The following is a 20,127-nucleotide window of genomic DNA, read 5'->3' on the forward strand; positions in this document are numbered from 1 at the left end:
GGGTGGGTGGTCAGCCGCGGGCGGCATCGCCCGGCGCCACGGTCGCGTCGAGCACGAGGCGGAATCGCGCCCGGCCGTCCCGGAGGTCGGCCAGCGCGGTCGGGGCATCGACGAGCGGGTAGATCTGCGTGACGGGTCGCACCCCGTTGCCGACCGCGAACTCCATTGCCTGTTCGGTGTCGGTGGGGCTGCCGGTGATGTGGCCGGTGACGGTCAGCGCGTGACTCACCATCGACCCGACGGGCAGTTGCAGGGCGCCGGCGTCGACGCCGATCAGGACGAGCCGCCCGTGCGGCCGGAGGCCGGCGATGAGTTCGGCGACCGGCTCGGTGGACGAAGCGGTGGCGATGATCGCGTCCGCGCCACCGAGGGCGCGCAGGGCTCGGCCGGGCGGCGTCGCGGTGCTGTCCAGGTAGTGGTCGGCGCCCAGCTGGTGGGCGATCTCGGAGCGCTCCGGTCCGCGCGCGATCGCGACGACCTCGTACCCCATCGCCGCGGCGAACTGCACCGCGAGGTGGCCCAGGCCGCCGATCCCGAAGATCGCGACCCGCCCGCCGGCGGGCACGTCCGCGGTGCGCAGGGCGTTGAAGGTCGTTACCCCGGCGCAGCCCATCGGTGCGGCATCGACGAAGTCGAGCCCGTCGGGGATCCGCGCCAGCGCGGCGGCCGGGGCCAGGAATCGGCTGGTCCAGCCGCCGGGGTAGCTCACGCCGGGGATCCGGCGCTCCGGGCAGTGCACCACGTCGCCGGTTCGGCAGGCGCGGCAGTGTCCACAGCTGCCGCCGAACCAGCCGACGGCAACGCGGTCGCCGACCTGCCAGCCGGAGATCCCCTCCCCCAGCTCGGAGATGGTCCCGGCCACCTCATGGCCCGGCGTCACCGGGAGGTCCGCACCCTCGGCGGCGGCCGTGCCGAGGTCGGCGCGGCACACGCCGCTGGCCACGACGTCGAGGGCCACCCAGCCGGGCGGGGGCGTACCGACCTCGACCCGGTCGGCGACCAGTTCGCCGCCGGGTGTGTGCACGCGCATCATGGTTGCCAGGTCTGCCACGGGGTTCCTCCGGTCGGTGGGTGCTGCCGGAGCAGGATACGAGGGACCGGGCGTCCGGGGTAGCCGATAACTGGGAATACGGCGATAACATGCCTGTATGGCTGAACGGACCGACCGGATGAGTACCGAGGGCATGCGCTATGCGCGGGCGGTGGCCGAGACGGGCTCGTTCAGCGCCGCGGCGAGAGCCTATGGGGTCACCCAACCGGCCCTGTCGAACGGCATCGCCAAGCTCGAGGCTACCCTCGGGGCGAAGCTGTTCGACCGTTCCCCGCGCGGGGTGACCCCGACCGGGTTCGGCGCGGCCATGTTGCCGCGGATCGAGCGGGCCCTGACTGCCCTCGACGACGTGCGCGCCGAAGCTACCCGATTGATCGCGCCGAAGCCGGAGACCGTACGCGTCGGGGTCTCGCCGCTGATCGACCCGACGCTGGTCGCCAGCGCCTATCGGGCCGTGCGCGACCTGCCCGGGCCGGACGCGCGGCGTCAACTGGTGCTGAGTGAGGCGAACATGCGGGAGTTGCGCGAGGCCCTGGTCGACGGTGATCTGGACATCATCGTGGTTCCCTCGGTCGAGCCGATGCCCCGCTACGAGCACCGGGTGATCGATTCCGAACCCGTCGTTCTGGTCGAGCCGCTCCCCGGCGAAGGCCCCGTACGCCTGGCCGACCTCACCGGTCGGGAACTGATCCTGCTGCCCGACACGTGCGGCCTGACCACCTTCACCAACAGCCTGATCGAAGAGCATCACCTGGCCGTGCGGGCATACCCGGGCGAGGCGGGCAGTTACCGCGTGCTCGAGGAGTGGTCCCACCTCGGACTCGGCTCGGCGATGCTGCCCAAATCCAAGCTCGCCGACCCGGCGGGCCCGTACCGCGAGGTGCTCGACGCCGAGGGGAACCTGCTGGAGATCTTCTACGAGGCCGTCTGGGACCCGAACTCGCCGATCGCCGACGACCTCGCCGCGCTGACCGATCGGCTCGGCCAGCTCAGTCACTGACGAACGGGGACATTCACGGCTGTTATGCCCCTGGTCGACCGGGCTTGTGAGGTTATGCCGACCAGCCGGTGACCGCTTCGACGCGCAGGACGAGCAGGTGATCGAAGGGCCGGTCGGCATAGTGCGGGACGGTGCGGGCCAGCTGGTCCGCCAGGGCTGACACTAGTGCGGGCGGCGGGCTCGGCAGGTGCCGCAGTTCGGCGCGGACCCACCACAGCCCAGACCAGTCCTCGGGATCCCAGTGCTCCACGAGTAACGAGCCGCGCGGGTCGGCCTCGAGGTTGCGTTCGCGCTGGAGTCGGGTCCCCGATTTGGGCTTGACCAGGTCGACCGGGATGCCGACGTGGTCCGGACCGGCGCCATGGTCCGGACCGGCGAGGGCGTACATGACGGGGACGGGTTGGGGCCCCCTGGTCGGGTGGACCGTGCACAGGACGCCATGGGTCCGGTGCCCCAGTCGCGCGCGGGCCGCAGCATCGGTCAGTCGCATGTGATCGACCCTAGGCCCGGCGCTCCTCATCCAGCGGTCCCGGGTGGGGGCTCCGGAGTCAGCGCTGGTACCGCGTACCGGTGTCGACCCGCTCCTCGGCCGGAGCTCCACTCCAGCCCAGGGTTACCGGGTCGCCCTCCCGGAGGTCGTCGGGACGCAGGGCGAGGAAGCGGTAGTGGGTGTCATCGTCCACGACGACCTCGGTCACCGGGGTCTCGCCCACGTAGATGACCGGTGCGAGCGCCCGGACCGGGATCGGCGCTTCGGTCTCGACGAGGAACTCGACCGTCGACTCCAGCGCGGGCAGCCTGGAATCGAAGTTGCGTCGTTTCGGTGGGTCGAACCGGGCCGGGCGCTGCTGCACCGACACGACGCGGGGCAGGGCATGGTGGGGCTTTCGACGGCGCTCCCGGGCTCCGGGGTCACTGGTCATTTTCGAACCTCCTCAGCGAGTGGATCACACCGGCACCAGTTGCAGGTCGTCGAACGCGAATGGACGCGCATCGCCGGTGGTCGGGCGCAGGTGGATGGCCACGATCTCCCGCAGGTCCAACTCGGCCCGGCGGCCGATGCAGTGGGGATTGAACCGCAGGGTCGACAGCATCGTCTTGGACTGCCCGGGCCGCGCGAACGGGCGCGGGACCCCGCCCACGGCAGCGGAGCCGATCCAGCCGATCCGGCCCGCGGCGTCCTCGAGACCCAGGTCGAAGCTGACCCCCGTGCCCGCGATCGTGGTGTCGACCACTTCGGCCACGCGCAGCCACACCTCTTGGTGGCGCAGGTCGACGCTGCCGGTCTCCGAGCGGAAGTCACCGGCACCCTTCTCCCGGGCGAAGAGCACCATGCCGACCGTGAGCCCGAAGAAGCTGTGGTTGAACGCGCCCGAGACCTGGTCGAACGGGAACTCATCGGCGAACAGCCCGCCACTGGTCGTGGTGGGTCGCCCCAGGGAATTGACCGCGATCGTGTTGTTGTCGTCGTGGTTGTCGACCGTCTCGGCCTTCTCGATCCGGTACGCCAGATCGATGGCCGGCGTCGGCACCCCGGCCGGTTTCACCGTTCCGAGCAGGTAGTCCGCCGACCCGTCCCCCAGCAGGGTGCCGCGGAACAGGGCACACCCGTAGACTTCGAGGATCCGTTCGTGGGTGCCGCGGGCGAACACCGGCGTGACCCCGTCGTTGGCCAGCCACTGTCGGTTGAAGAAGTTGTGGTTCGCGCTGTGCACGTAGATCTGCGAGGTGAATGGTCCCGGCACGGACTGATCGAAGAACTGCGCACCGTTGTTGTCGCGGACGTCACCGTCGGCGGCCGGCAGGATGGTCGCGAACACGTAACCTTTCGGCGCGATCGTCGACTGGCCCGCCCAATAGCGGAAGTTGGTCGGCGCGAGCGCCAGCACCGACCGGATCGTGACGCCGATCGACCCCATCACCTCGGGCACGGTGACCACCGCGTCCCCGCCGCGGGAGTGCCCCATCAGTCCGACCCGGCCGAAATCGAGCCGGCCCTCGAACAGCGAGCCCGGGGTGGCATCCAGTGCCTGGAAGTGCCTGATCGAGTCGATGATCAGGTCGGCGCGCGCCTCAATGTTGCCCACGCCGGCACCGGAGCCGTTCAACGCGTTGCAGTCGACCGATACCGCAACGATGCCCATCTTGGCCAGGGCGGTCTGAAAGTAGTCGTAGCCCCGGTAGCTCGGGTCCGCCGGGGAATGGTTGCCGTGCGCCAGCACCACCAGCGGAACCCGTCCGAGCGCGGCCAGCCGCTGGTTGAAGGCCATGTCCTTGCCGTCGTCGACGGCCGGGTAATACACGCTGCCGCGGACCGGGCCGGCGGCGTACTCGGTGAAGCCGACCGGGAACAGGTCGAGGGCCGACGGGTCCCCGCTCACCGGCGGGTCGACACAGGCGACGGTGAGCTGCCGAGCAACCGACGCCGGACAGCTGGTGAGCGACTGGGTCACATGGACGGTGTCGCCGGCCACCAGGGCGTGGGTCAGGAACACGATCGGTGCGGTGCCGGTCCCCACCTGCGCGAAGTTGCGCCAGACCCGGATCATGGCGCCGGGCACCGCCGCTGTGATGGTGATCGAGGTGTCCCCGGCCTGCACCGGCCCCACGGCCGGCGCCGGCAGGGCCGCGCACGGCTGCACGCTGCCGGTCCCGGGTGGGCTGGATGGATCGCTCGCGCACAGTTCCTGGGTCGCGCTGAAACTCTCCCCCGTGCTGACCGGCGACACCCCGAGCAGCAGCGCCCCGCCCCAGCACCGGAACGTGCCCAGCGCGGACCCGCCCCGGGCCACCGTGACCCGGGCCCCGTTGGCGATCTGGCTGATCCGGATCTGCTCCTGGCCATCGAACATGGCGTCGAACACCGGTGCCGGCAACGGGTTCGGACCGGGCGCGACGGTGTACTGGACCGACGGGGGCGCCTCGTCCCGGCACAGGTCGGTGTGCGCACGGACCTGCTGCCCGAGGCTGTAGAACGGGGTGACGTTCACCCCCTGCTGCTGACTGCACCCGTTGACCCGGCCGACCTCGGCCCCGTCGGCGGTGATCCACACATTCGCGCCGCCGAGCAGGTTGCCGACCCCGGTGCGCGACCCGCAGGTCCACACTGGCGCCGGGTTGATCTGCGGCCGCGGCGGTCCGGCCGGATAGTCGACCGTGTGGTCACGCACCTCGAGGACGGCCGACCAAGCACTGGTCAGCCCACCCCGGTGCTGCCGGGCGCGCACCTGCTGGCCGGCGACCAGCGGGGCCGGGAGCGGGACTCGCTGCCCCACCGGTTCGGGAAATCCCGCGGTCACGCTGGCGACGACCGCGCCGTCCACCTCGACCTCGAGACTCGCGTGCGGCACGAAGCCCCACACCGTGACCGCAGTCGCGCACTGATACAACGGACCCGCGATCCATGGGGGCGACAGCAACTCGCGATCAGGCTTCAGACCCAACTCGTCGGTCCGGACAACGGTGTCGTCCACGACTGCCTCCTTCGCCCAAGGGTCGCGCAGAACTCGTGGCCGCTTTTACGCTAACCCCGGCGCTCCCCGGCCGACAGTCCCGTGCTTCACCGACACACGAAGACCGGAACGAGCCCGGGACCGGCATCACGATCGCCGTCACGCCGGACGCAAGCCTGTCCCGATCCTGCCTCCAGTCCCCCGGATTCGGCCCGCTGGCGCCCTCCGACGTCGACTGGCGTCAGGATCGGACCACGATCGTGCGATGACCCCTGCCGTTGCCGCCCCTCGTGCACCGGGGGTTCCTCAGTACGATTTGGGCAGGCCCAGCGTGTGCTCGCTCACGTAGTTCAGCACCATCTCCCGGCTGATCGGCACGTTCTTGAACAGTCGCGCCAGCGTGAGCATGTCCCCCAGGCCGATCTCCCGGGTAAAGGCGCTGCCGCCGTGCACCTCCATGGCCTGGTCCAGGCATTCGATGCCCGCGTCGGCGGCCAGGAACTTCGCCATGTTGGACGCCTCGCCGGCGTCCTGACCGGCGTCGTAGCGGGCGGCCGCGGTCCGGATCATCAGCCGCGCTGCCTCGAGATGAATGGCCGCCTCGGCCAGCGGGTGCGCGAGACCCTGATGGGCCCCGATCGGTACGCCCCACACCTCACGCTCCTTGGCGTAGGCGACCCCCTTCTCCATCGCGTAGCGGGCCATGCCGGTGCAGGTGGCGGCGATGATGACGCGCTCCGGGTTGAGTCCGTCGAACACCGCACGCAGGCCCTTGCCCTCGGTCCCCACCAGTCGGTCGGCCGGCACGACGACGTTGTCGAAGTACACCGTGAACTGCGAGTCCGGGGTCTCCAGCACCATCGGCATCTTCTGCATGGTCAGGCCCGGGGCGTCGGCGTCCACAATGAACAGCGAGAGTTGCGCTCGCCCGGTGTCGGCGTTGGTGCCGGTCCGCGCCACCACGAGGACGGCTTCGGCCTCATCGAGGCAGGAGATGAACACCTTCTGCCCGTTCAGGATGTAGTTGTCGCCCTCCCGGCGAGCATTCGTGGCGATGTTGTGCGAGTTCAGCCCGGCGTCGGGTTCGGTGATCGCGAAGGACAGCTTGCCCGCGCCGGTGCCGATCTGGGTCAGCCACTGGTTCTTCTGCTCGTCGGTGCCGTGCCGCGCGAGGACGCTGCCCACGATGGCCGGCGAAATGATCAGCATGATCAGGGGGCAACCGGCGGCGGCGATCTCCTCGGTGATCACCGCCAGGGCGGACAGCCCCAGCCCGGCGCCGCCGTACTCCTCCGGGATATTGGCGCCGACAAACCCACCCTCGGCCAGCGCGTTCCACAGCTCGGTCGCGGGCTGGTCGGCCAGCGCCGTGCGGGTGAAGTAGTCATGGCCGAAGGAATCGGCGATCGAACGCACCACGCGCCTCAGGTCGCGCTCGTCCTCTTCGCTCAACACGGCGGGGGTCGACGTCGAAACTGTCATTGTTGCCTCTCTCATCAGGGGTCCAGTGAAATCTGCGGTGATGCCGGCGCGCGTTCCCGTCGCTTCGGCCCAATGTCTTTGCCAAAATTAATCTATGTTCGATTAAGTTTTGCGTTGTTCAGATCACCAAGGTTCCTGCGGAACAGTCAGTCCTGCTTCAGTTGCCCCACCAAGACCCGCCCCCGGGAGCACGACGTGTCACCGGGCATCCCGATCAATGTCATCGGGGGACATCCACATGAGCATCTCCGACAGCTCCCGGACCACCCCCGCGGCCTCATCCCACGGCCCACAGCCACGTTCAGCGGCATCACCGTCCGGGGCCGAACCGGAAACGTTCCCAGCCATCCTCAGATCCATGGGATTCCCCTTTCGGCGTCCTGCGCACTCACGCGAGGTATCGAACCACGTAGTCGGCGATGCAGGCGGGTTTGGCCGCTCCCTCGATCTCCACGGTGGTCCGGACCACCACCTGCTGCCCACCGGGGATCGCACTGGCGCTCACCACCAGACACCAGCCGCGTACCCGACTCCCCGACCGCACGGGCTGGGGGAAGCGCACCCGGTCCAAGCCGTAGTTGACCCGCATCGATACGTCATCGACCCGGAACAGCCCGGCGTTCAGCACCGGCAGCATCGCCAGGGTCAGGAAGCCGTGGGCGATCGTGCCACCGTACGGGCCGTCGCCCGCACGGACCGGATCGACGTGGATCCACTGATGATCGCCGGTTGCCTCGGCAAAGGTGTCGATCCGATCCTGACCCACCTCGATCCATTCACCCGGCCCGATGGTCTCCCCGACCGCCGCGGCGATCGCGTCCGCGCCGGCAAACACACGCAACGGTTCCCCAACCTCATTGGGCATGGGCGACGGCCTTCGCTTCCCGCATCGCGCGTCGCTCGGCAGCGAACTCGAGGCCCTGCGCCCAGGTGGCGCGCTGACCGATCATCCGCCGGTACTTCATGATGTCGGCCTGACCGTTGACCGTGAGCACCCCGTTCAGCCGGTCACCCAGCCGATAGAGCACGGTGAGCCGGTCCCCGGTGGCCAGGTCGCCCTCGACCACGAGGGTTTCGTCCGCCTCCGGGACGCCGACGAACTGGACCCGGACGTCGTACCAGTCCGACCAGAAGTAGGGCACCGTCTCGTAGGCCCTGGGGCTGTCGGGGGACAGCGCATTGCGTACCGCGGTCGCGGCCTGCTCGGCGGCACTGGTCCAGTGCTCCAGCCGCATGCTCTGCGCGAACAGGCCGTTCTCCCAACGGACTACGTCGCCGGCGGCGTACACCCCATCGGCCGCCCGCATCGTCGCGTCGCAGACCACCCCGTTGTCGAGCGTCAGCCCGGAATCTTGGAGCCATTCGGTGTTCGGGATGGCCCCGATCCCGAGCACGACGAGGTCGGCGGCCAGCACCGTCCCGTCGCTCAGCCGTACGCGGGCGACCTGAGACCCCTCCCCTTCGATCGCCGCGACGCCGACTCCGGTGCGCAGATCGAGCCCCTTGCGCCGGTGCAGGGTGGCCAGTTGCTCCCCGACCTCCTGCCCCACCGCACGCACCAATGGCGTCGGCAGCGCCTCGACCAGCGTGGGATTCAGCCCCCGGGTGACGGCCGCGGCGGCAATCTCCGAGCCGATGAAGCCGGCCCCGATGACGACCACCCGGGCCCCGGCGTCCAACCCGGCGCGTACCGCGTCGGCGTCGTCCAGCGTCCGCAGCAGATGTACGCCCCGCAGCCCCGCCGGCACCCCGGGCAACATCCGGGCCCGCGCTCCGGTGGCGATGATCAACGCGTCGTACGCAACCGGCCCGGCACTGGTCTGCACCACCCGGGCGATCGGATCGAGCCCGGTCGCCGCCACCCCCAGGCGCAGGTCGACCTTGAGTTCGTCGCGGAGCACCTCCTCGGTCCGAAAGACGACCGACTCCTGGGTGCGGTTCAGATACCCCTTCGACAGCGGCGGGCGATCGTACGGCAGATGGGCTTCATCACCAATGAGCACCAATTCGCCGGTGCACCCCTGCTTCCGGGCGGCCTCCACCGCCCGCAGGCCGGCCAGGGAGGCGCCGACCACAACAAGTCGCTTCACCAGGTCACACTTCTTCCAGCCGGATGGCCTCGTTGGGGCATCCGTCGCAGGCCTCCTGGACCTCCTGGAGGTCTCCCTCTGCCACCTCGATCTGCAGCAGTTGGACCATGTCCCCGTCCTCATTCACCTCGAAATAGGCGGGACTGAGGGACTCGCAAATGCCGAGCCCGGTGCACTTCGCCTGATCGAGCACGATCTTCTTGGCCATGGTGTTCTCCTTCACTCCGGTCAGCCGCGCCCGCGGCCGACGATGGTCATGGCGGACACGCAGTTGCCCGGGCGTCCGCCGAGGTTGTGGGTCAGCGCCAGTCGGGGATCCTCGAGCTGGCGCTCGCCGGCCTCGCCGCGGAACTGCAGCCAGGCCTCGTACAACATCCGCAGGCCGCTGGCCCCGACGGGGTGCCCGAACGATTTCAGGCCACCGTCGATGTTGACCGGCAAATGCCCGGCCCGGTCGTACCGACCGGCCAGCACATCGCGCCACCCCCGGCCGCGCGCGGAGAAGCCGAGGTCCTCCATCAGCACGATCTCGGTGGGGGTGAAGCAGTCGTGCACCTCGGCCAGGGACAGCTCGTTGGCCGGGTCGGTGATGCCCGCCTCGCGGTAGAGCGCGGCCGCGGCGTGCACGACCTCGGGGAAGGTCGTGTAGTCGTAGTCCGGGTCCATCACCCCGCGCCCGCTGCCGGCCACCACCGACAGCGCCTTCACGAACATCGGCCGGTCGGTGTACGCGTTCGCCCGGTCGGCCGGCACGATCAACGCGGCCGCGGCCCCGTCCGACACCCCGGAGCAGTCGAAGACGCCCAGCCGGCCGGCCACCAGCGGCGCCGAGGCGATCTTCTCCTTGCTCACCGGGGACCGGTACTGGGCCTTGGGGTTCAGCGCCCCGTTGGCATGGTTCTTCCACGCCACATGCGTCATCGCGTCGCGGAAATCGTCGGCGCTGACGCCGTGGCGGGCCACGTACGCCGGATCGAGCAGGGAGAAGGCCGCGGGCGCGGTCATCGACAGCTCCGCCGCGGTGCCGTCAGCGGGCGGATCATTGCGCATCAGCCCGGAGAACCCGGAGTCCTTCAGCTTCTCGATGCCGACCGCCATGGCCGAATCGACCGCCCCGGCGGCCACGGCGTACACCGCGTTGCGGAAGGCCTCGGTGCCCGAGGCGCAGTAGTTCTCCACCCGGGTGACCGGCCGGTACTGCAGGCCCAGCGCGTTGGTCAGGGTCATCCCGCTCTGCCCGGAGTCCAGGGTGCTGAACCAGTACGCGCCGACGTCGTTGAGGCCGACGCCGGGGACCTGCCCGAGCAGCTCGTCGACCGCATCCACCGCGAGGTCCTTCAGGCCGGCGTCCCAGCGCTCGCCGAACCGGGTGCACCCCATCGCCACCACGGCCACCTTGTCCTTGATCCCGGTCATCGCAGCGGCCTCACTTTCCAGAAATAGTTGTGGATGCTCCCGGTGCTGAACAGCTTGCGGAAGGTGAACTCCACCGTCAGCCCGACGTGGATCTCCTCCGGCGCCACGTCGGCGAGTTCGACCAGCAGCCGACCGCCGTCGACCAGGTCGACCACCGCCTCGATCAGCGGCGGGGAGGGTGAGTACGCCAGCCGATCGACGGTGAACGTCGCCACCGTGCCTTGCCGATCCGCGACCGATTCCGGTCGCATCCGGTCGATCGCGCCGCAGTTCTTGCAGACCCGTTCCGGGGGCAGATGCAGCATCCCGCAGGCCTCGCACCGGCTCCCCTGCAGACCGAATTTCCAGGCCACGCTGCGGCCGGCCGACGGGCTGGACACCCGATCCGGCTCCGGTCGCCGCGGTGGCTCCGGCTGGATCACCCCGCGCCAGGACAGGTACCAGTAGTAGCTGACCGGGCGGCCGGCGGCCAGCTGGGCGGCCACCGCCAACGGGCGCCGGTGGGTAGCGATCAGGTCGGTGGTACGCAGCAGCAGCGCGTCGCAGCCGTCGGCGGCCGAGAGCACCAGCAGCGTCTCCCCCGGTCCCGCCTGATCCAGCGCGTCGGCCAGGGCCAGCCCCAACCCGGCGGTCCCGGCCGCCCCGATCGGGGACAGATGGGTGCCCAGCCGCCCGGTGATCCCGGGGCCACGCCGCCCGAGGGTGGGGTTGGCCGAGGCGAACACGACCCGGTCCGGCGTCTCGGCCCCGAGCTGGGCGGTGGCCCGCCGGATCAGGTCCTGATAGCGGCCGACACCGAAGCGTTCCTCCCACTGCTGCGCATACTCCCCCGGCACCGCCCAGCGGTCGGTGAACTCCTCGGTGAGACTGATCGTGGCCTCGACGACGGCCAGCACGTCCTCGGTACCGAAGCTGAACACCGCTGCCCCGTCACCACCGTGCGCCTCATCAGTTGACCCCGGTCGCCCCCAGGTCACATCCGCCAGCGCCACCGTGCCGCCGGTGCGGTGACCGGCGAGCAGTGCCGCTGCCGCGCTGCGCTGGTTCGCGCCCAGATCGACCGAGAGGCAGTGCGGATCCCAGCCCATCGCCGCGTGGACCGCGGTGGCGTTGGTCTTGTCGACGTACGCCGGTCGGCAACTGGCGAGCAGGAACTGGTCGGGGCCGGGCGCCGCCATCTCCCGCAGCGCGGCGACCGCCATCGTGGTCGGGTCCTCGTCGTAGGACGCCACCACCCGTGCCCCGCGTCCGGCCCCGCCGGCGATCGCGGCCCGGTCCAGCCGGTACGCCGGCAGGTAGCTGCCCCACCCGGTGATTCCCCCTCGGGCGCCACGAGGATTGGTCATGATTCCACCGGCTCTCGCCACCGGTCGCTGCCGGGATCCAGCAGCCGGTTCCACAGCTCGTCGCTGAACCACAGCACTGTCTCCAATTGCAGCGGATCGAGGTAGGCGACCCGGCCGCTGCGCAGATCGGTGAGCCGCAGCCGCGGTCCGTTCGCCCGGTGGTCGACCTCGACCCGGATCGAGGCGAACTCGCTCTCGAGAATGGTGGGTTGGTGGAGCGTCATCTGTCGGCCTCAGATCAGGAAGCCCATGTTGGGCAGGGCCTCGGCCTGGTTGGCCAGGTTGACGGTCTTGCGGACCAGCTTCAGTTCGCCGTGCACGTCGCGCACCTGGTAGGTGACCCGACCGCCCCAGATCTCGTTGCGGCCCTCCTTCGACTCGAACAGGATGAAGTTCGCGCCCAGGACGGTGTCCACGTGCCCCGACTCGCTCTCCACGGTGCCCTCGATCTCGATGTTGGACACCACCCGCCGCAGATTCGACGCCGGCGCCTGGGCGTACCGCTTGCCGGTGCGCAACTGGGTCAGCCGGGTCCGGATCCGGTTCCGGTTGTCGTACATCACCGACACCTTCGTGCGCGGGGACTGGTGCGAGACCGCCACCGGCACCCAATACAGGGCATCGTCGGTCCACAACGCCTCCCAGGCGTCGTAGTCGTGTTCGTCGGCGTACCGGGCTTCGCGGTAGATGAACTGTTCGTAGTCACGCAGATCGCGCGCCGGGATGGGGTGGTCCTCCACCGGGACCGGATCGCCCTCCGGGAATGACAACGTCATCGCAGTTACCGTCCTTCCAGCATCAGGTTCTTGTAATGGCGCCAGAAGGCGCGCATGGCGTTCTCGTCGGTGGCCCCGGCGACGACCGCGCCGTTCTCCTCGGTCGTCTCGCGCAGCACGCCCCGGCTGACCTCCAGCCACTGCGGCTCCAGCAGTTCGGCACCGCGCTGGTTGCGCTCGTACATCTCGGTGTCATCGGCCAACAGCATCCCGGCCGGGCCGACCGAACCGATCGACTGCGAGACCATCCGCTGGTTCAGCTCGGGCGCGCCCTCCAGCTGCACCGCGGTGGAATACTGCACGCACTCCCCCGGCCCGACCGGCTGAATGTTGAACACCTGGATCTCGGCGATGAACAGGTTCGGGAAGATCATCACGTGCGGAGCACCCTCGATCATGATCCGGTTCGCCTCTTCCTCGCCGTACGCCTGCTTCATCGCGGCGACGTACTCCGGCGTCCGGTCGGCGGTGGTGCCGAACCAGCGCATCGGTTCGGCGAACCTGCGGAACTCCGGACGCAGGTCGTTCTCGCTGTGTCCCCCGCCGAAGGCGCGGGTCACCGCCGTGGACTTCTCGCTGTACAGTGCGCCGATCGGCGATCCGGTGACCGAGAAGATCGATCCGTGGACGAACTGCGGGTGGTAGCCGTCGGTCTCGTTCTCCGCGAGCAGCTTCCAGTTGGCGTGGGTGCGATGTTGCAGCCAGCCGGCGGTCAGCTCCACCTTGCCGGTCGGCGACAGCCGGGCCAGCCGGTCGATCTCGCCCTTGGCCGCGCCGAGGTGCTCCTCGAGGCTGGGTCCCTCCTCGGCGAAGCTGCCGAACACGAAGCCCCGGTACTCCGCGACCCGGGGCACCCGGCCCAGGCCGAGCTGAAGCTTGTTCTTGCCGCCGTAGCCGTTCGGGTAGGGGTAGCCGAGCAGGTCGCCGTTGTTCCGGTACGTCCAGCCGTGGTAGGGGCAGCGGAACGAGGTGGAGTTGCCGGCCTTGTCGTCACAGACCAGGTTCCCCCGATGCGCGCAGCGGTTCAGCAGCAGGTGCACCTCCCCGGCACTGTCCCGGGTCATGATGACGTCCTGCGGGCCCAGCTTCTTGCGGACGTAGTCATTGGGCTCGGGCACCTCGCTGGCATGCCCGACGAAGACCCAGGTGGAGTACCAGATGCGCTCGAGTTCGTCGGCGTACACCTCGGGGCTGGTGTACAGCGTGCCGTGCACCTGGGTGTCGCGAATCAGTTCGCGGTAGTCCACCCGCGGCGCCCTGGCGGCCCGGGGATCGGTCTGGACGGGACTGGTGCTCATGGCTGCAGGGTCTCCTTCGCTTGCTGGACGAGCAGGTACTTCTGGATCTTGCCGGTGGGGGTACGCGGCAGCACGGCGTCCTCCATGAACAGCACGTGCTTGGGCACCTTGAAGCGGGCGAGGTTGGCGCGGCAGTGGGCCAGGATCTCCTCGACGGTGACGGTGCTCTGCGGGGAGCGGACGATGCACACACAGCCGGCATCCCCCCACACCTCGTCGGGGACGCCGATGGCGTACACCTGACTGACCCCGGGCAGCGCGGCGAGCAGTTCCTCGATCTCCTTGGGCATGACCAGTTCGCCGCCGCTCTTGTACAGCTCCTTGGTCCGCCCGGTCACCTCCAGGTACCCGTCGGCATGGACCCGACCCAGATCGCCGGAGTACACCCAGCCGTCGCGCAGCGCCAGGTCGGTCTCGGCCGGCTTCTGCCAGTACCCGAGCATGTGGGTCGGGCCGCGCGAGATCAGCTCCCCCTCCTCGCCGTCGGGCAGGATCTCGCCGGTCACCGGATCGGCCGTCCGGTATTCACACAGCGGACCCATCGGGCCCGCCAGCCCGGCCGCGCCGGCAAACTTGACGCGCCCGACCCGGGTCGCGGTGGTTTCGCTGGAGTCCTCCGGCAGGGTCAGGGTCATCGCCCCACCGCACTCGGTCATCCCGTAGCCGGTGACGATCTCGGTGACGCCGAGCCGATCTCCCACCTGATCCCACAGCCACGCCGGACCGGGCGCCGACCCCGACAGGATCGCCCGCAGACTGGACAGGTCGTAGCGGTCCAGGCCCGGGGTTTCGAGCAGGGCCACGGTCATCGTCGGCACGCACAGGATGTCGGTGGCCCGGTGTCGGTCAATGCCGTGCAGGTAGGCCAGCGGGGAGAACCTCGGCAGCAGGATCACCGCCCCGCCCACCATCATCGCGGACAGGATCCCCTCGATGTAGCCGAACATGTGGTAGCACGGCAACGAGAACAGGATCCGCCGGCCGTCCTCGTACGCGCGGGTGAGCGCCGAGGCGTACCCGGTGCGGAACACCGCGTCATGGGTCACCATGACCCCCTTCGGCGACCCGGTCGTGCCCGAGGTGTAGAGGATGTCGCTGAGCGCGGTGGGATCGCTGCCGGGGAACTCCTCGGCGCCGTCGCGACCGGCCTCCTCCAGGGCCGCAAGATCGCGTACGCCCGGACGCGCCCGGCCCACCACCACGACCTCGCGCAGCGCGGGGAGCGCGTCGGCGGCCTTGGCCCCGGTGTCCCAGCCCGGTGCCACCGCGTCGAGCAGGTTCTGGTAGTCGAGGTCGATGTAGTTGTCCATCGTGAGCAGGAAGGTCACTTCGGACTGCTCGAGGACGTAGGCCAACTCGTGCTCGCGGTACAGGAAGTTCATCGGCACCGCGACGGCGCCGGCCAGGGCGACGGCGAACTTCACCGGGATGAACTCGACCTCGTTGGCCATCAGCAGGCCGACGTGCTCGCCGGGCCGCAGCCCCAGCGCGATCAGGCCCTTCGCGATCGACCGGGCCCACTCGAGGGTCTCCCGGTAGGTCAACGTTCGGTCCTCGGTGACCACGAACTCGCGGTCGGGGTACTGCTTCGCGGTTTCGATGAGCCAATCACCGGTGGACCGCACCGGCCACTCGGCATAGCTGGTGAGCAGGGCTTCGCGTCGTTGGTCAAGCGTGGGCTCGCCGGTCATGTCGTCCGTCCTCTCTTCGGTTCATTTAATTTAACCTAAATTAAAGTTGCTGCCAAGGGTCTGTCCGCACCAGTCTGCGCCCTCACCCCGACGCCGGGACAGGGCCCCCACGGCAACCCAGGGCCCGGTCCCCCGCAGCCGGGCGGACCGGGCCGAGAGCCGGTGTTCAGTGCTGGTGCTCGATGAGCCGCGAATGTTCCGGCCGGCGAGCATGTCCTCGTCGCCGTTTGACCCTGGACAGGTCGTAGCGCTGAGTGATCATGCCGTCCAGATCGAGCTGGCCCACGTGTACAGGTGCAGCAGCCGCGGAATGTCGGCCCGCGGGTTGAACTCGCCGAACAGGCTGCCCTGCAGTCACTTCTGATACATGGCGTGCACGAACAACGACATGTCCACCTTGGTGGCTGGCCAGCGAGATTCCTGCGACGACGGCTGTCCCGCCCCTGCGCACCAGGTCCAACAACGGTGCGATCATGTCCCCTGCACCACGCCGACGGTCAGGATATTCGGCCAGGCCACCCCGGGTCAGCTAGGTGCCGACTTCCTATGCCTCCTCGAAGAAGGTGGTGAAGTGCGTTGCCCCGTAGCCGTCGGCAGTGGAGCAAACAGCACAGCACAACGACTGCGGCCAAAACGCCGTACACCAGGACTGACCTCGCAGGCTGACCTTCGCGACCGCCTGACATGCCCGGACGCGCAGGCCGACCTCATGATCAACGCGAGCGGTCGGTCTGTTCAGAGTTGCCGTCGCGCTCCTCGTCGAAGTCGAGCGTAGGCTCGTCCGAGCGTTCGGACTGCGGGCGGTTGTCAATGGCAAGGAAGGTGCTGAGCTGATCACGCTGCTCGACGGTGAAATCGACCAGAAGGCCAGCGGTGGCGAGGATCAGGTCAGCAACCAGCGTGTCGCTGCGGGTGACTCCTGTGCCGCTCCGTTCCAGATAGTTGACTGTGACGCGCCCGCTGGGAGTGGCGACGGTGGCCTTGTCCACCTGTGCGTTTGGAAGGCTACTCGTCACTGCCTGAACAAAGTCCCTTTGGGTGCTGCCACTGTCGTCGCTGAGAGTGATATGGCTACCGCCAACGCTGGCGTTGAGCGTGGCCACGTGCGCGCTGCTGGTTCGTTCCACGAATTCGGGCACGGGGATGGTGGGTCCATCCGGGTGGATGCGGGGTTCGAGATCCTTCTTCACGCGAGTAACGAATGCCTGGAATGCGGGTCCGCGCAGGGTGAGCGATGGAGGCGTTTCCCGTACTGGCAGATCGACGGACCAGCGCAGCGCCGGCGGCTCACTGGTGTCGTACAAGCTCATGTCGAGGACCATGCATGCTCGGGCGCGTAGCACGTCCAGGTTGGCATTCACGAGGTGCTGGAAGCTGTCCTGCTCAGCCACTTCAGCCTGGGCGAGGGCAACGAGTTGGTCGAGGTTGAGGGCTCGCCCGATGCCACGCCAGAACACTAGGTCGGTCGTGTCCATGTACTGGAGAAGATATACGAGGGAGAGGTCGCTGACTTCGGCGGCGAGGTCGGGCTCGCCTGGAAACTGATCGGTGCGTGCCCCGCCCCCTTCCCAGACGGCCTGCACGACCCGATTAAGCCTACGTGCCTGCCCCTCGGCGAAGTAGTCCCCGATGAGGGCCAGCGCCTGACGTGTTCCGTCCACCTCGCCCGTTGACGCGGCAGCGAAACCCGTCTCCAGGGCGTCCGCGAGCCAGTCCGCGTCATCCTTCACGACCAGTGCGCCACGACCGCCATGCGCGAGGGAGTTCCGAAGCATCCTGTCGGTTGCGGTAGGCATAGGACGCGAGGACAGTTCTTCCACTGCCGTTGGTGTGGTCAGGAAAACATCAGCGTCACGGCTTCGCTCATCCAACCGATTCTCTTGCGCAGCCTCAACAGGAGGCGTCGACAACCCGAACACGAGCGGATCCTTCGGATCCAACAACTCAATGTCGGCACCAAGCTCAGGCAGGTTGTCGGTGAATCGCAGGAATACCGGGCGTTCCACCTGACCCCACTGCAGCACCATGTCGGGAGCGAACGTGTGGTTGAAGTAGGAGGTGATCTTCACCGTCGCGGACGCGTCGAAAGCAGCTAGTGCGTCCGCGACAATCTCCTTCACCCGGCGCTCCGACTCGCGCGGGTTCCGGTCCAGTAAAGCGTCCTCTACGCGCTGTTCGAGCGAGTTCACAGCCCCGCTGCCTTCGTCAGTTCGTGCGCGTGGATGAGGTTCAGGTGCTCTGTGGCTGGCACGAGCGTCTCCTGCTTGTCGCTGAGGATCAGGAGCCACAGTCGGTCGGACACAGCCTTGCACACCTCATCATCCACGAGTTGGTCGGCGTCAGCCCCAGACTGAAAAATTTTGGCCGCGTGACCCAAGACCGCTTCTTTGATCATCTCCGCGCTCGTCAGGACCCCCCACTTCGACGTTCCATGAGGGGTCCACGACACCCACATGAAATGGTCAGCGAAACGTGGCACCGCCTGGTACGTGACGTAGCACTTTGCGAGAAACGCCTTGTAATGGGTGTTCAAGTCGCCCACCGCCGAGTACTTCTTCACCTCCGCGTAGAACAGGTCACCGTCAATGGGGCCGTACCGGAGCTTGCCTCCAAGGTCGAACGAGAACGACTCACCGCCCTCCGGCCAATCGAATGTGAGTTTCTGCACCGCCCCTTTGTCCGGGTTCACCCAGCAAGCGTCAACCCGCGACGTGGATTCCAGCCACTGCTTCGCACGCCGCGCCCCCTCCCGTCCAATGTCGTGAAGGGCTTCCCCCCTTTGGGGTGTATTCGCCATAAGCCGGACCCTACAGGTCCGCGCGCGCCGATCACGAGGGGGTGAATCCCATAGCGTGGTATCACCTTCCTGTGGGACTCCCGTCACTGTTGATCAGGGCCATCGTGGGATCCCACAGTTGTGCAGGTGTCAGATTGAAGCGCCCCAGGTTCTCTGCCGCTCCTATGTGGTTTGAACCTGCTTGTTGAGAGCAGCGTAGTGGGCCTGTTCGTACTCGACCGGGGTGGTCATCCCGATCGAGCCGTGCAAACGCCGGTTGTTGTACCAGTCGACCCAGCCGGCGGTGGCGTACTCGACGTCGGCCAAGGTCTTGTAGGGGCCTTCGTGGAACACGGTTGTGCGGATGCATTCGGCCTTGTAGAGACCGTTGATCGTCTCCCTCAGGGCGTTGTCATAGGCGTCACCGACCGACCCGATCGAAGGACGGATCCCTTCGAGAGCGAGGTGGTCGGTGAAGTGCACCGATGTGTACTGCGAGCCCGCGTCAAGTGGTGGATCAGACCGGTCCCGACCGGGTGTCCTTCCCGGTCACGGGCCCACAACGCCATGCGCAGTGGCACGTCGACCAAGCGCACGTCCTTGCTGGTGGCCGCATGCCACCCGACGATCTTCTGGGCGAAGCAGTCGAGGATGAACGCGACGTAGACCCACCCGGCCCAGCACCGGACGTAGGTGAAGTCGGTGACCCAGGTGTGGTTCGGCGCCGGCGCGCTGAAGTCCCGATCGAGCAGGTCCCCAGCACGACGGCCGTCCTTGGCCGGGATCGTGGTCCGCAGTGTTTTGTCCCTGCGCGCCCCGGACAGGCCCAGCATCCGCATCGCCCGGTCGACCGCACCCCACGACGCGTCGGGCCGGTGGTGACGACGCACATAGGCGGTCATCTTGCGTCGTCCGTACAAGCCCTCCGGCCGCATCCGTCGGCGCCCGTCGTGGTCAAGAGTCCAGACGATGTCGCGGATCGTGTCGGTCACGATCGCGTCGGTGATCGTGCGTGGGGCGACCGGCCGTGACGTCTGCCGCCACGCTCGGTAGGTGCGTGCCGCGATCTGGACGCCCTGCTCACGCAGCACGGCCATGACCGACTCGACGGCAAACCCCTGCGCCCTCATCTGGTCGACGAAACCCACGATCAGTGGTTGCGGGGGTCGAGTTCCCCCGCGAAGAAAATTGAGGCCGCCTTCAAGATTTCGTTGGCCTCACGCAGTCGTTTGTTCTCGGCCTTGAGCCGCTTGATCTCGGCGGATTCCTCGGTGGTGACCCCCGGGCGGGATCCCTCGTCGACCTGGGCCTGGATCACCCAGCGACGCACGGTCTCACCCCGACACCCAACTGTTTGGCAACCGCGGCCGAGGCCGCGGTCAATGAGGGGTACTCCCCGAGGTGGTCGGACACCAAGCGCACAGCGCGCGCCTTCAGCTCCGGATCGATCTTCTTGGGCACGAGCCCATCCTTCCTGGTTGTGACTCAGAAAGGAACGGCATCAAACCCGGGGCGCTTCAATACGGCGAACGCCGCTTGAAGCGCCCTGGGTCTGATGGAGACTCGCGCTATTTGATTCCGACCAGCAGGTTGCGGTCGTTGGGGACAGCATAGAACGCGTTCTCGAACTCGGCGGGCGGGACGTCGCCGAGGTATCCGTGGAGGCGTTGCGTGTTGTGCCAGTGCACCCAGCCGAGGGTCGCGAGCTCGAGGTCCTCGACGGTCTTCCACGGCCCCGAGCGGGCGGGT

19 protein-coding genes and 1 pseudogene are annotated in these 20,127 nt (G+C 68.3%); 1 reads left to right on the forward strand and 19 read right to left on the reverse strand.

Translation table 11 applies throughout. The features are described 5' to 3' along the window. Positions 1 to 10: 10 nt before the first annotated feature. A complete protein-coding gene (locus tag G531_RS0110035) occupies positions 11 to 1,051 on the reverse strand; it encodes an alcohol dehydrogenase catalytic domain-containing protein (protein WP_211221818.1) in 1,041 nt (346 codons plus the stop codon). A 97-nt stretch (positions 1,052 to 1,148) separates the two neighbouring features. Between G531_RS0110035 and G531_RS0110040 the strand changes: the two genes are divergently transcribed. Next, the gene (locus G531_RS0110040; RefSeq protein WP_026927162.1) at positions 1,149 to 2,051 is read left to right on the forward strand and encodes a LysR family transcriptional regulator; all 903 of its coding nucleotides are present in this window, start codon (positions 1,149 to 1,151) and stop codon (positions 2,049 to 2,051) included. A 52-nt stretch (positions 2,052 to 2,103) separates the two neighbouring features. Here the strand turns inward: G531_RS0110040 and G531_RS0110045 are convergent, their stop codons facing one another. The 18 genes and pseudogenes from G531_RS0110045 to G531_RS21745 form a co-directional block, all read right to left on the reverse strand. Beyond that, positions 2,104 to 2,541, reverse strand: a complete 438-nt coding sequence (locus G531_RS0110045) for a PNPOx family protein (protein ID WP_026927163.1) — start codon at positions 2,539 to 2,541, stop codon at positions 2,104 to 2,106. A 58-nt stretch (positions 2,542 to 2,599) separates the two neighbouring features. Next, positions 2,600 to 2,974 (reverse strand): hypothetical protein, encoded by a 375-nt coding sequence (locus tag G531_RS0110050; RefSeq protein WP_026927164.1) that lies wholly within the window; start codon positions 2,972 to 2,974, stop codon positions 2,600 to 2,602. Positions 2,975 to 2,998: 24 nt separating this feature from the next. Then, complete coding sequence (locus G531_RS0110055) at positions 2,999 to 5,524, reverse strand: alpha/beta hydrolase (RefSeq protein WP_026927165.1); 2,526 nt, start codon at positions 5,522 to 5,524, stop codon at positions 2,999 to 3,001. Between the two features lie 285 nt (positions 5,525 to 5,809). Beyond that, positions 5,810 to 6,985 (reverse strand): acyl-CoA dehydrogenase family protein, encoded by a 1,176-nt coding sequence (locus tag G531_RS0110060; protein WP_035758489.1) that lies wholly within the window; start codon positions 6,983 to 6,985, stop codon positions 5,810 to 5,812. A gap of 198 nt (positions 6,986 to 7,183) precedes the next feature. Further along, complete coding sequence (locus G531_RS25685; RefSeq protein WP_155827954.1) at positions 7,184 to 7,333, reverse strand: hypothetical protein; 150 nt, start codon at positions 7,331 to 7,333, stop codon at positions 7,184 to 7,186. 40 nt (positions 7,334 to 7,373) lie between these two features. Next, positions 7,374 to 7,850, reverse strand: coding sequence for a MaoC family dehydratase (locus tag G531_RS0110070; RefSeq protein ID WP_145978776.1), 477 nt, complete (start codon positions 7,848 to 7,850; stop codon positions 7,374 to 7,376). Next, complete coding sequence (locus G531_RS0110075) at positions 7,840 to 9,075, reverse strand: NAD(P)/FAD-dependent oxidoreductase (RefSeq protein WP_169515877.1); 1,236 nt, start codon at positions 9,073 to 9,075, stop codon at positions 7,840 to 7,842. Before G531_RS0110075 ends, G531_RS0110070 begins: the two co-directional genes overlap by 11 nt. A gap of 4 nt (positions 9,076 to 9,079) precedes the next feature. Beyond that, the gene (locus G531_RS0110080; protein WP_035758490.1) at positions 9,080 to 9,283 is read right to left on the reverse strand and encodes a ferredoxin; all 204 of its coding nucleotides are present in this window, start codon (positions 9,281 to 9,283) and stop codon (positions 9,080 to 9,082) included. A gap of 20 nt (positions 9,284 to 9,303) precedes the next feature. Beyond that, a complete protein-coding gene (locus G531_RS0110085) occupies positions 9,304 to 10,491 on the reverse strand; it encodes an acetyl-CoA acetyltransferase (protein ID WP_035758491.1) in 1,188 nt (395 codons plus the stop codon). Further along, positions 10,488 to 11,837 (reverse strand): OB-fold domain-containing protein, encoded by a 1,350-nt coding sequence (locus G531_RS0110090; protein ID WP_026927171.1) that lies wholly within the window; start codon positions 11,835 to 11,837, stop codon positions 10,488 to 10,490. Before G531_RS0110090 ends, G531_RS0110085 begins: the two co-directional genes overlap by 4 nt. Further along, on the reverse strand, positions 11,834 to 12,061 hold the full coding sequence (locus G531_RS0110095) for a hypothetical protein (protein WP_035758492.1): 228 nt from the start codon (positions 12,059 to 12,061) through the stop codon (positions 11,834 to 11,836). The genes G531_RS0110090 and G531_RS0110095 overlap by 4 nt, the downstream gene beginning before the upstream one ends. Before the next feature lie 9 nt (positions 12,062 to 12,070). Next, the gene (locus tag G531_RS0110100; protein ID WP_051215327.1) at positions 12,071 to 12,613 is read right to left on the reverse strand and encodes an aromatic-ring-hydroxylating dioxygenase subunit beta; all 543 of its coding nucleotides are present in this window, start codon (positions 12,611 to 12,613) and stop codon (positions 12,071 to 12,073) included. Between the two features lie 5 nt (positions 12,614 to 12,618). Beyond that, positions 12,619 to 13,911, reverse strand: coding sequence for an aromatic ring-hydroxylating oxygenase subunit alpha (locus G531_RS0110105; protein WP_026927174.1), 1,293 nt, complete (start codon positions 13,909 to 13,911; stop codon positions 12,619 to 12,621). Further along, complete coding sequence (locus tag G531_RS0110110; protein WP_026927175.1) at positions 13,908 to 15,602, reverse strand: class I adenylate-forming enzyme family protein; 1,695 nt, start codon at positions 15,600 to 15,602, stop codon at positions 13,908 to 13,910. The genes G531_RS0110105 and G531_RS0110110 overlap by 4 nt, the downstream gene beginning before the upstream one ends. Positions 15,603 to 16,315: 713 nt before the next feature. Next, entirely contained in the window at positions 16,316 to 17,791 is a 1,476-nt protein-coding gene (locus tag G531_RS0110120) for a hypothetical protein (RefSeq protein ID WP_026927176.1), read from the reverse strand. Continuing rightward, entirely contained in the window at positions 17,788 to 18,399 is a 612-nt protein-coding gene (locus tag G531_RS0110125) for a hypothetical protein (RefSeq protein WP_145978775.1), read from the reverse strand. The genes G531_RS0110120 and G531_RS0110125 overlap by 4 nt, the downstream gene beginning before the upstream one ends. Before the next feature lie 162 nt (positions 18,400 to 18,561). After that, positions 18,562 to 19,839 (reverse strand): annotated as a pseudogene (locus G531_RS21735) (IS3 family transposase). A gap of 107 nt (positions 19,840 to 19,946) precedes the next feature. Further along, positions 19,947 to 20,127, reverse strand: a 181-nt coding sequence (locus G531_RS21745) for an IS3 family transposase (protein ID WP_035758493.1), incomplete at its 5' end; no start/stop codon positions are given.

This window comes from Granulicoccus phenolivorans DSM 17626 = NBRC 107789 = JCM 15570 (genome assembly GCF_000423085.1).
GTDB classification, from domain to species: domain Bacteria; phylum Actinomycetota; class Actinomycetes; order Propionibacteriales; family Propionibacteriaceae; genus Granulicoccus; species Granulicoccus phenolivorans.

Excerpts from the sequence above, each read along its gene's own strand:
- G531_RS0110095 (WP_035758492.1), bottom strand. The coding sequence starts at position 12,061 with ATGACGCTCCACCAACCCACCATTCTCGAGAGCGAGTTCGCCTCGATC.
- G531_RS0110125 (WP_145978775.1), bottom strand. The coding sequence starts at position 18,399 with ATGGCGAATACACCCCAAAGGGGGGAAGCCCTTCACGACATTGGACGG.
- G531_RS25685 (WP_155827954.1), bottom strand. The coding sequence starts at position 7,333 with ATGGCTGGGAACGTTTCCGGTTCGGCCCCGGACGGTGATGCCGCTGAA.
- G531_RS0110060 (WP_035758489.1), bottom strand. The coding sequence starts at position 6,985 with ATGACAGTTTCGACGTCGACCCCCGCCGTGTTGAGCGAAGAGGACGAG.
- G531_RS0110040 (WP_026927162.1), top strand. The coding sequence starts at position 1,149 with ATGGCTGAACGGACCGACCGGATGAGTACCGAGGGCATGCGCTATGCG.
- G531_RS0110085 (WP_035758491.1), bottom strand. The coding sequence starts at position 10,491 with ATGACCGGGATCAAGGACAAGGTGGCCGTGGTGGCGATGGGGTGCACC.
- G531_RS0110050 (WP_026927164.1), bottom strand. The coding sequence starts at position 2,974 with ATGACCAGTGACCCCGGAGCCCGGGAGCGCCGTCGAAAGCCCCACCAT.
- G531_RS0110090 (WP_026927171.1), bottom strand. The coding sequence starts at position 11,837 with ATGACCAATCCTCGTGGCGCCCGAGGGGGAATCACCGGGTGGGGCAGC.
- G531_RS0110110 (WP_026927175.1), bottom strand. The coding sequence starts at position 15,602 with ATGACCGGCGAGCCCACGCTTGACCAACGACGCGAAGCCCTGCTCACC.
- G531_RS0110100 (WP_051215327.1), bottom strand. The coding sequence starts at position 12,613 with ATGACGTTGTCATTCCCGGAGGGCGATCCGGTCCCGGTGGAGGACCAC.
- G531_RS0110070 (WP_145978776.1), bottom strand. The coding sequence starts at position 7,850 with ATGCCCAATGAGGTTGGGGAACCGTTGCGTGTGTTTGCCGGCGCGGAC.
- G531_RS0110045 (WP_026927163.1), bottom strand. The coding sequence starts at position 2,541 with ATGCGACTGACCGATGCTGCGGCCCGCGCGCGACTGGGGCACCGGACC.
- G531_RS0110080 (WP_035758490.1), bottom strand. The coding sequence starts at position 9,283 with ATGGCCAAGAAGATCGTGCTCGATCAGGCGAAGTGCACCGGGCTCGGC.
- G531_RS0110105 (WP_026927174.1), bottom strand. The coding sequence starts at position 13,911 with ATGAGCACCAGTCCCGTCCAGACCGATCCCCGGGCCGCCAGGGCGCCG.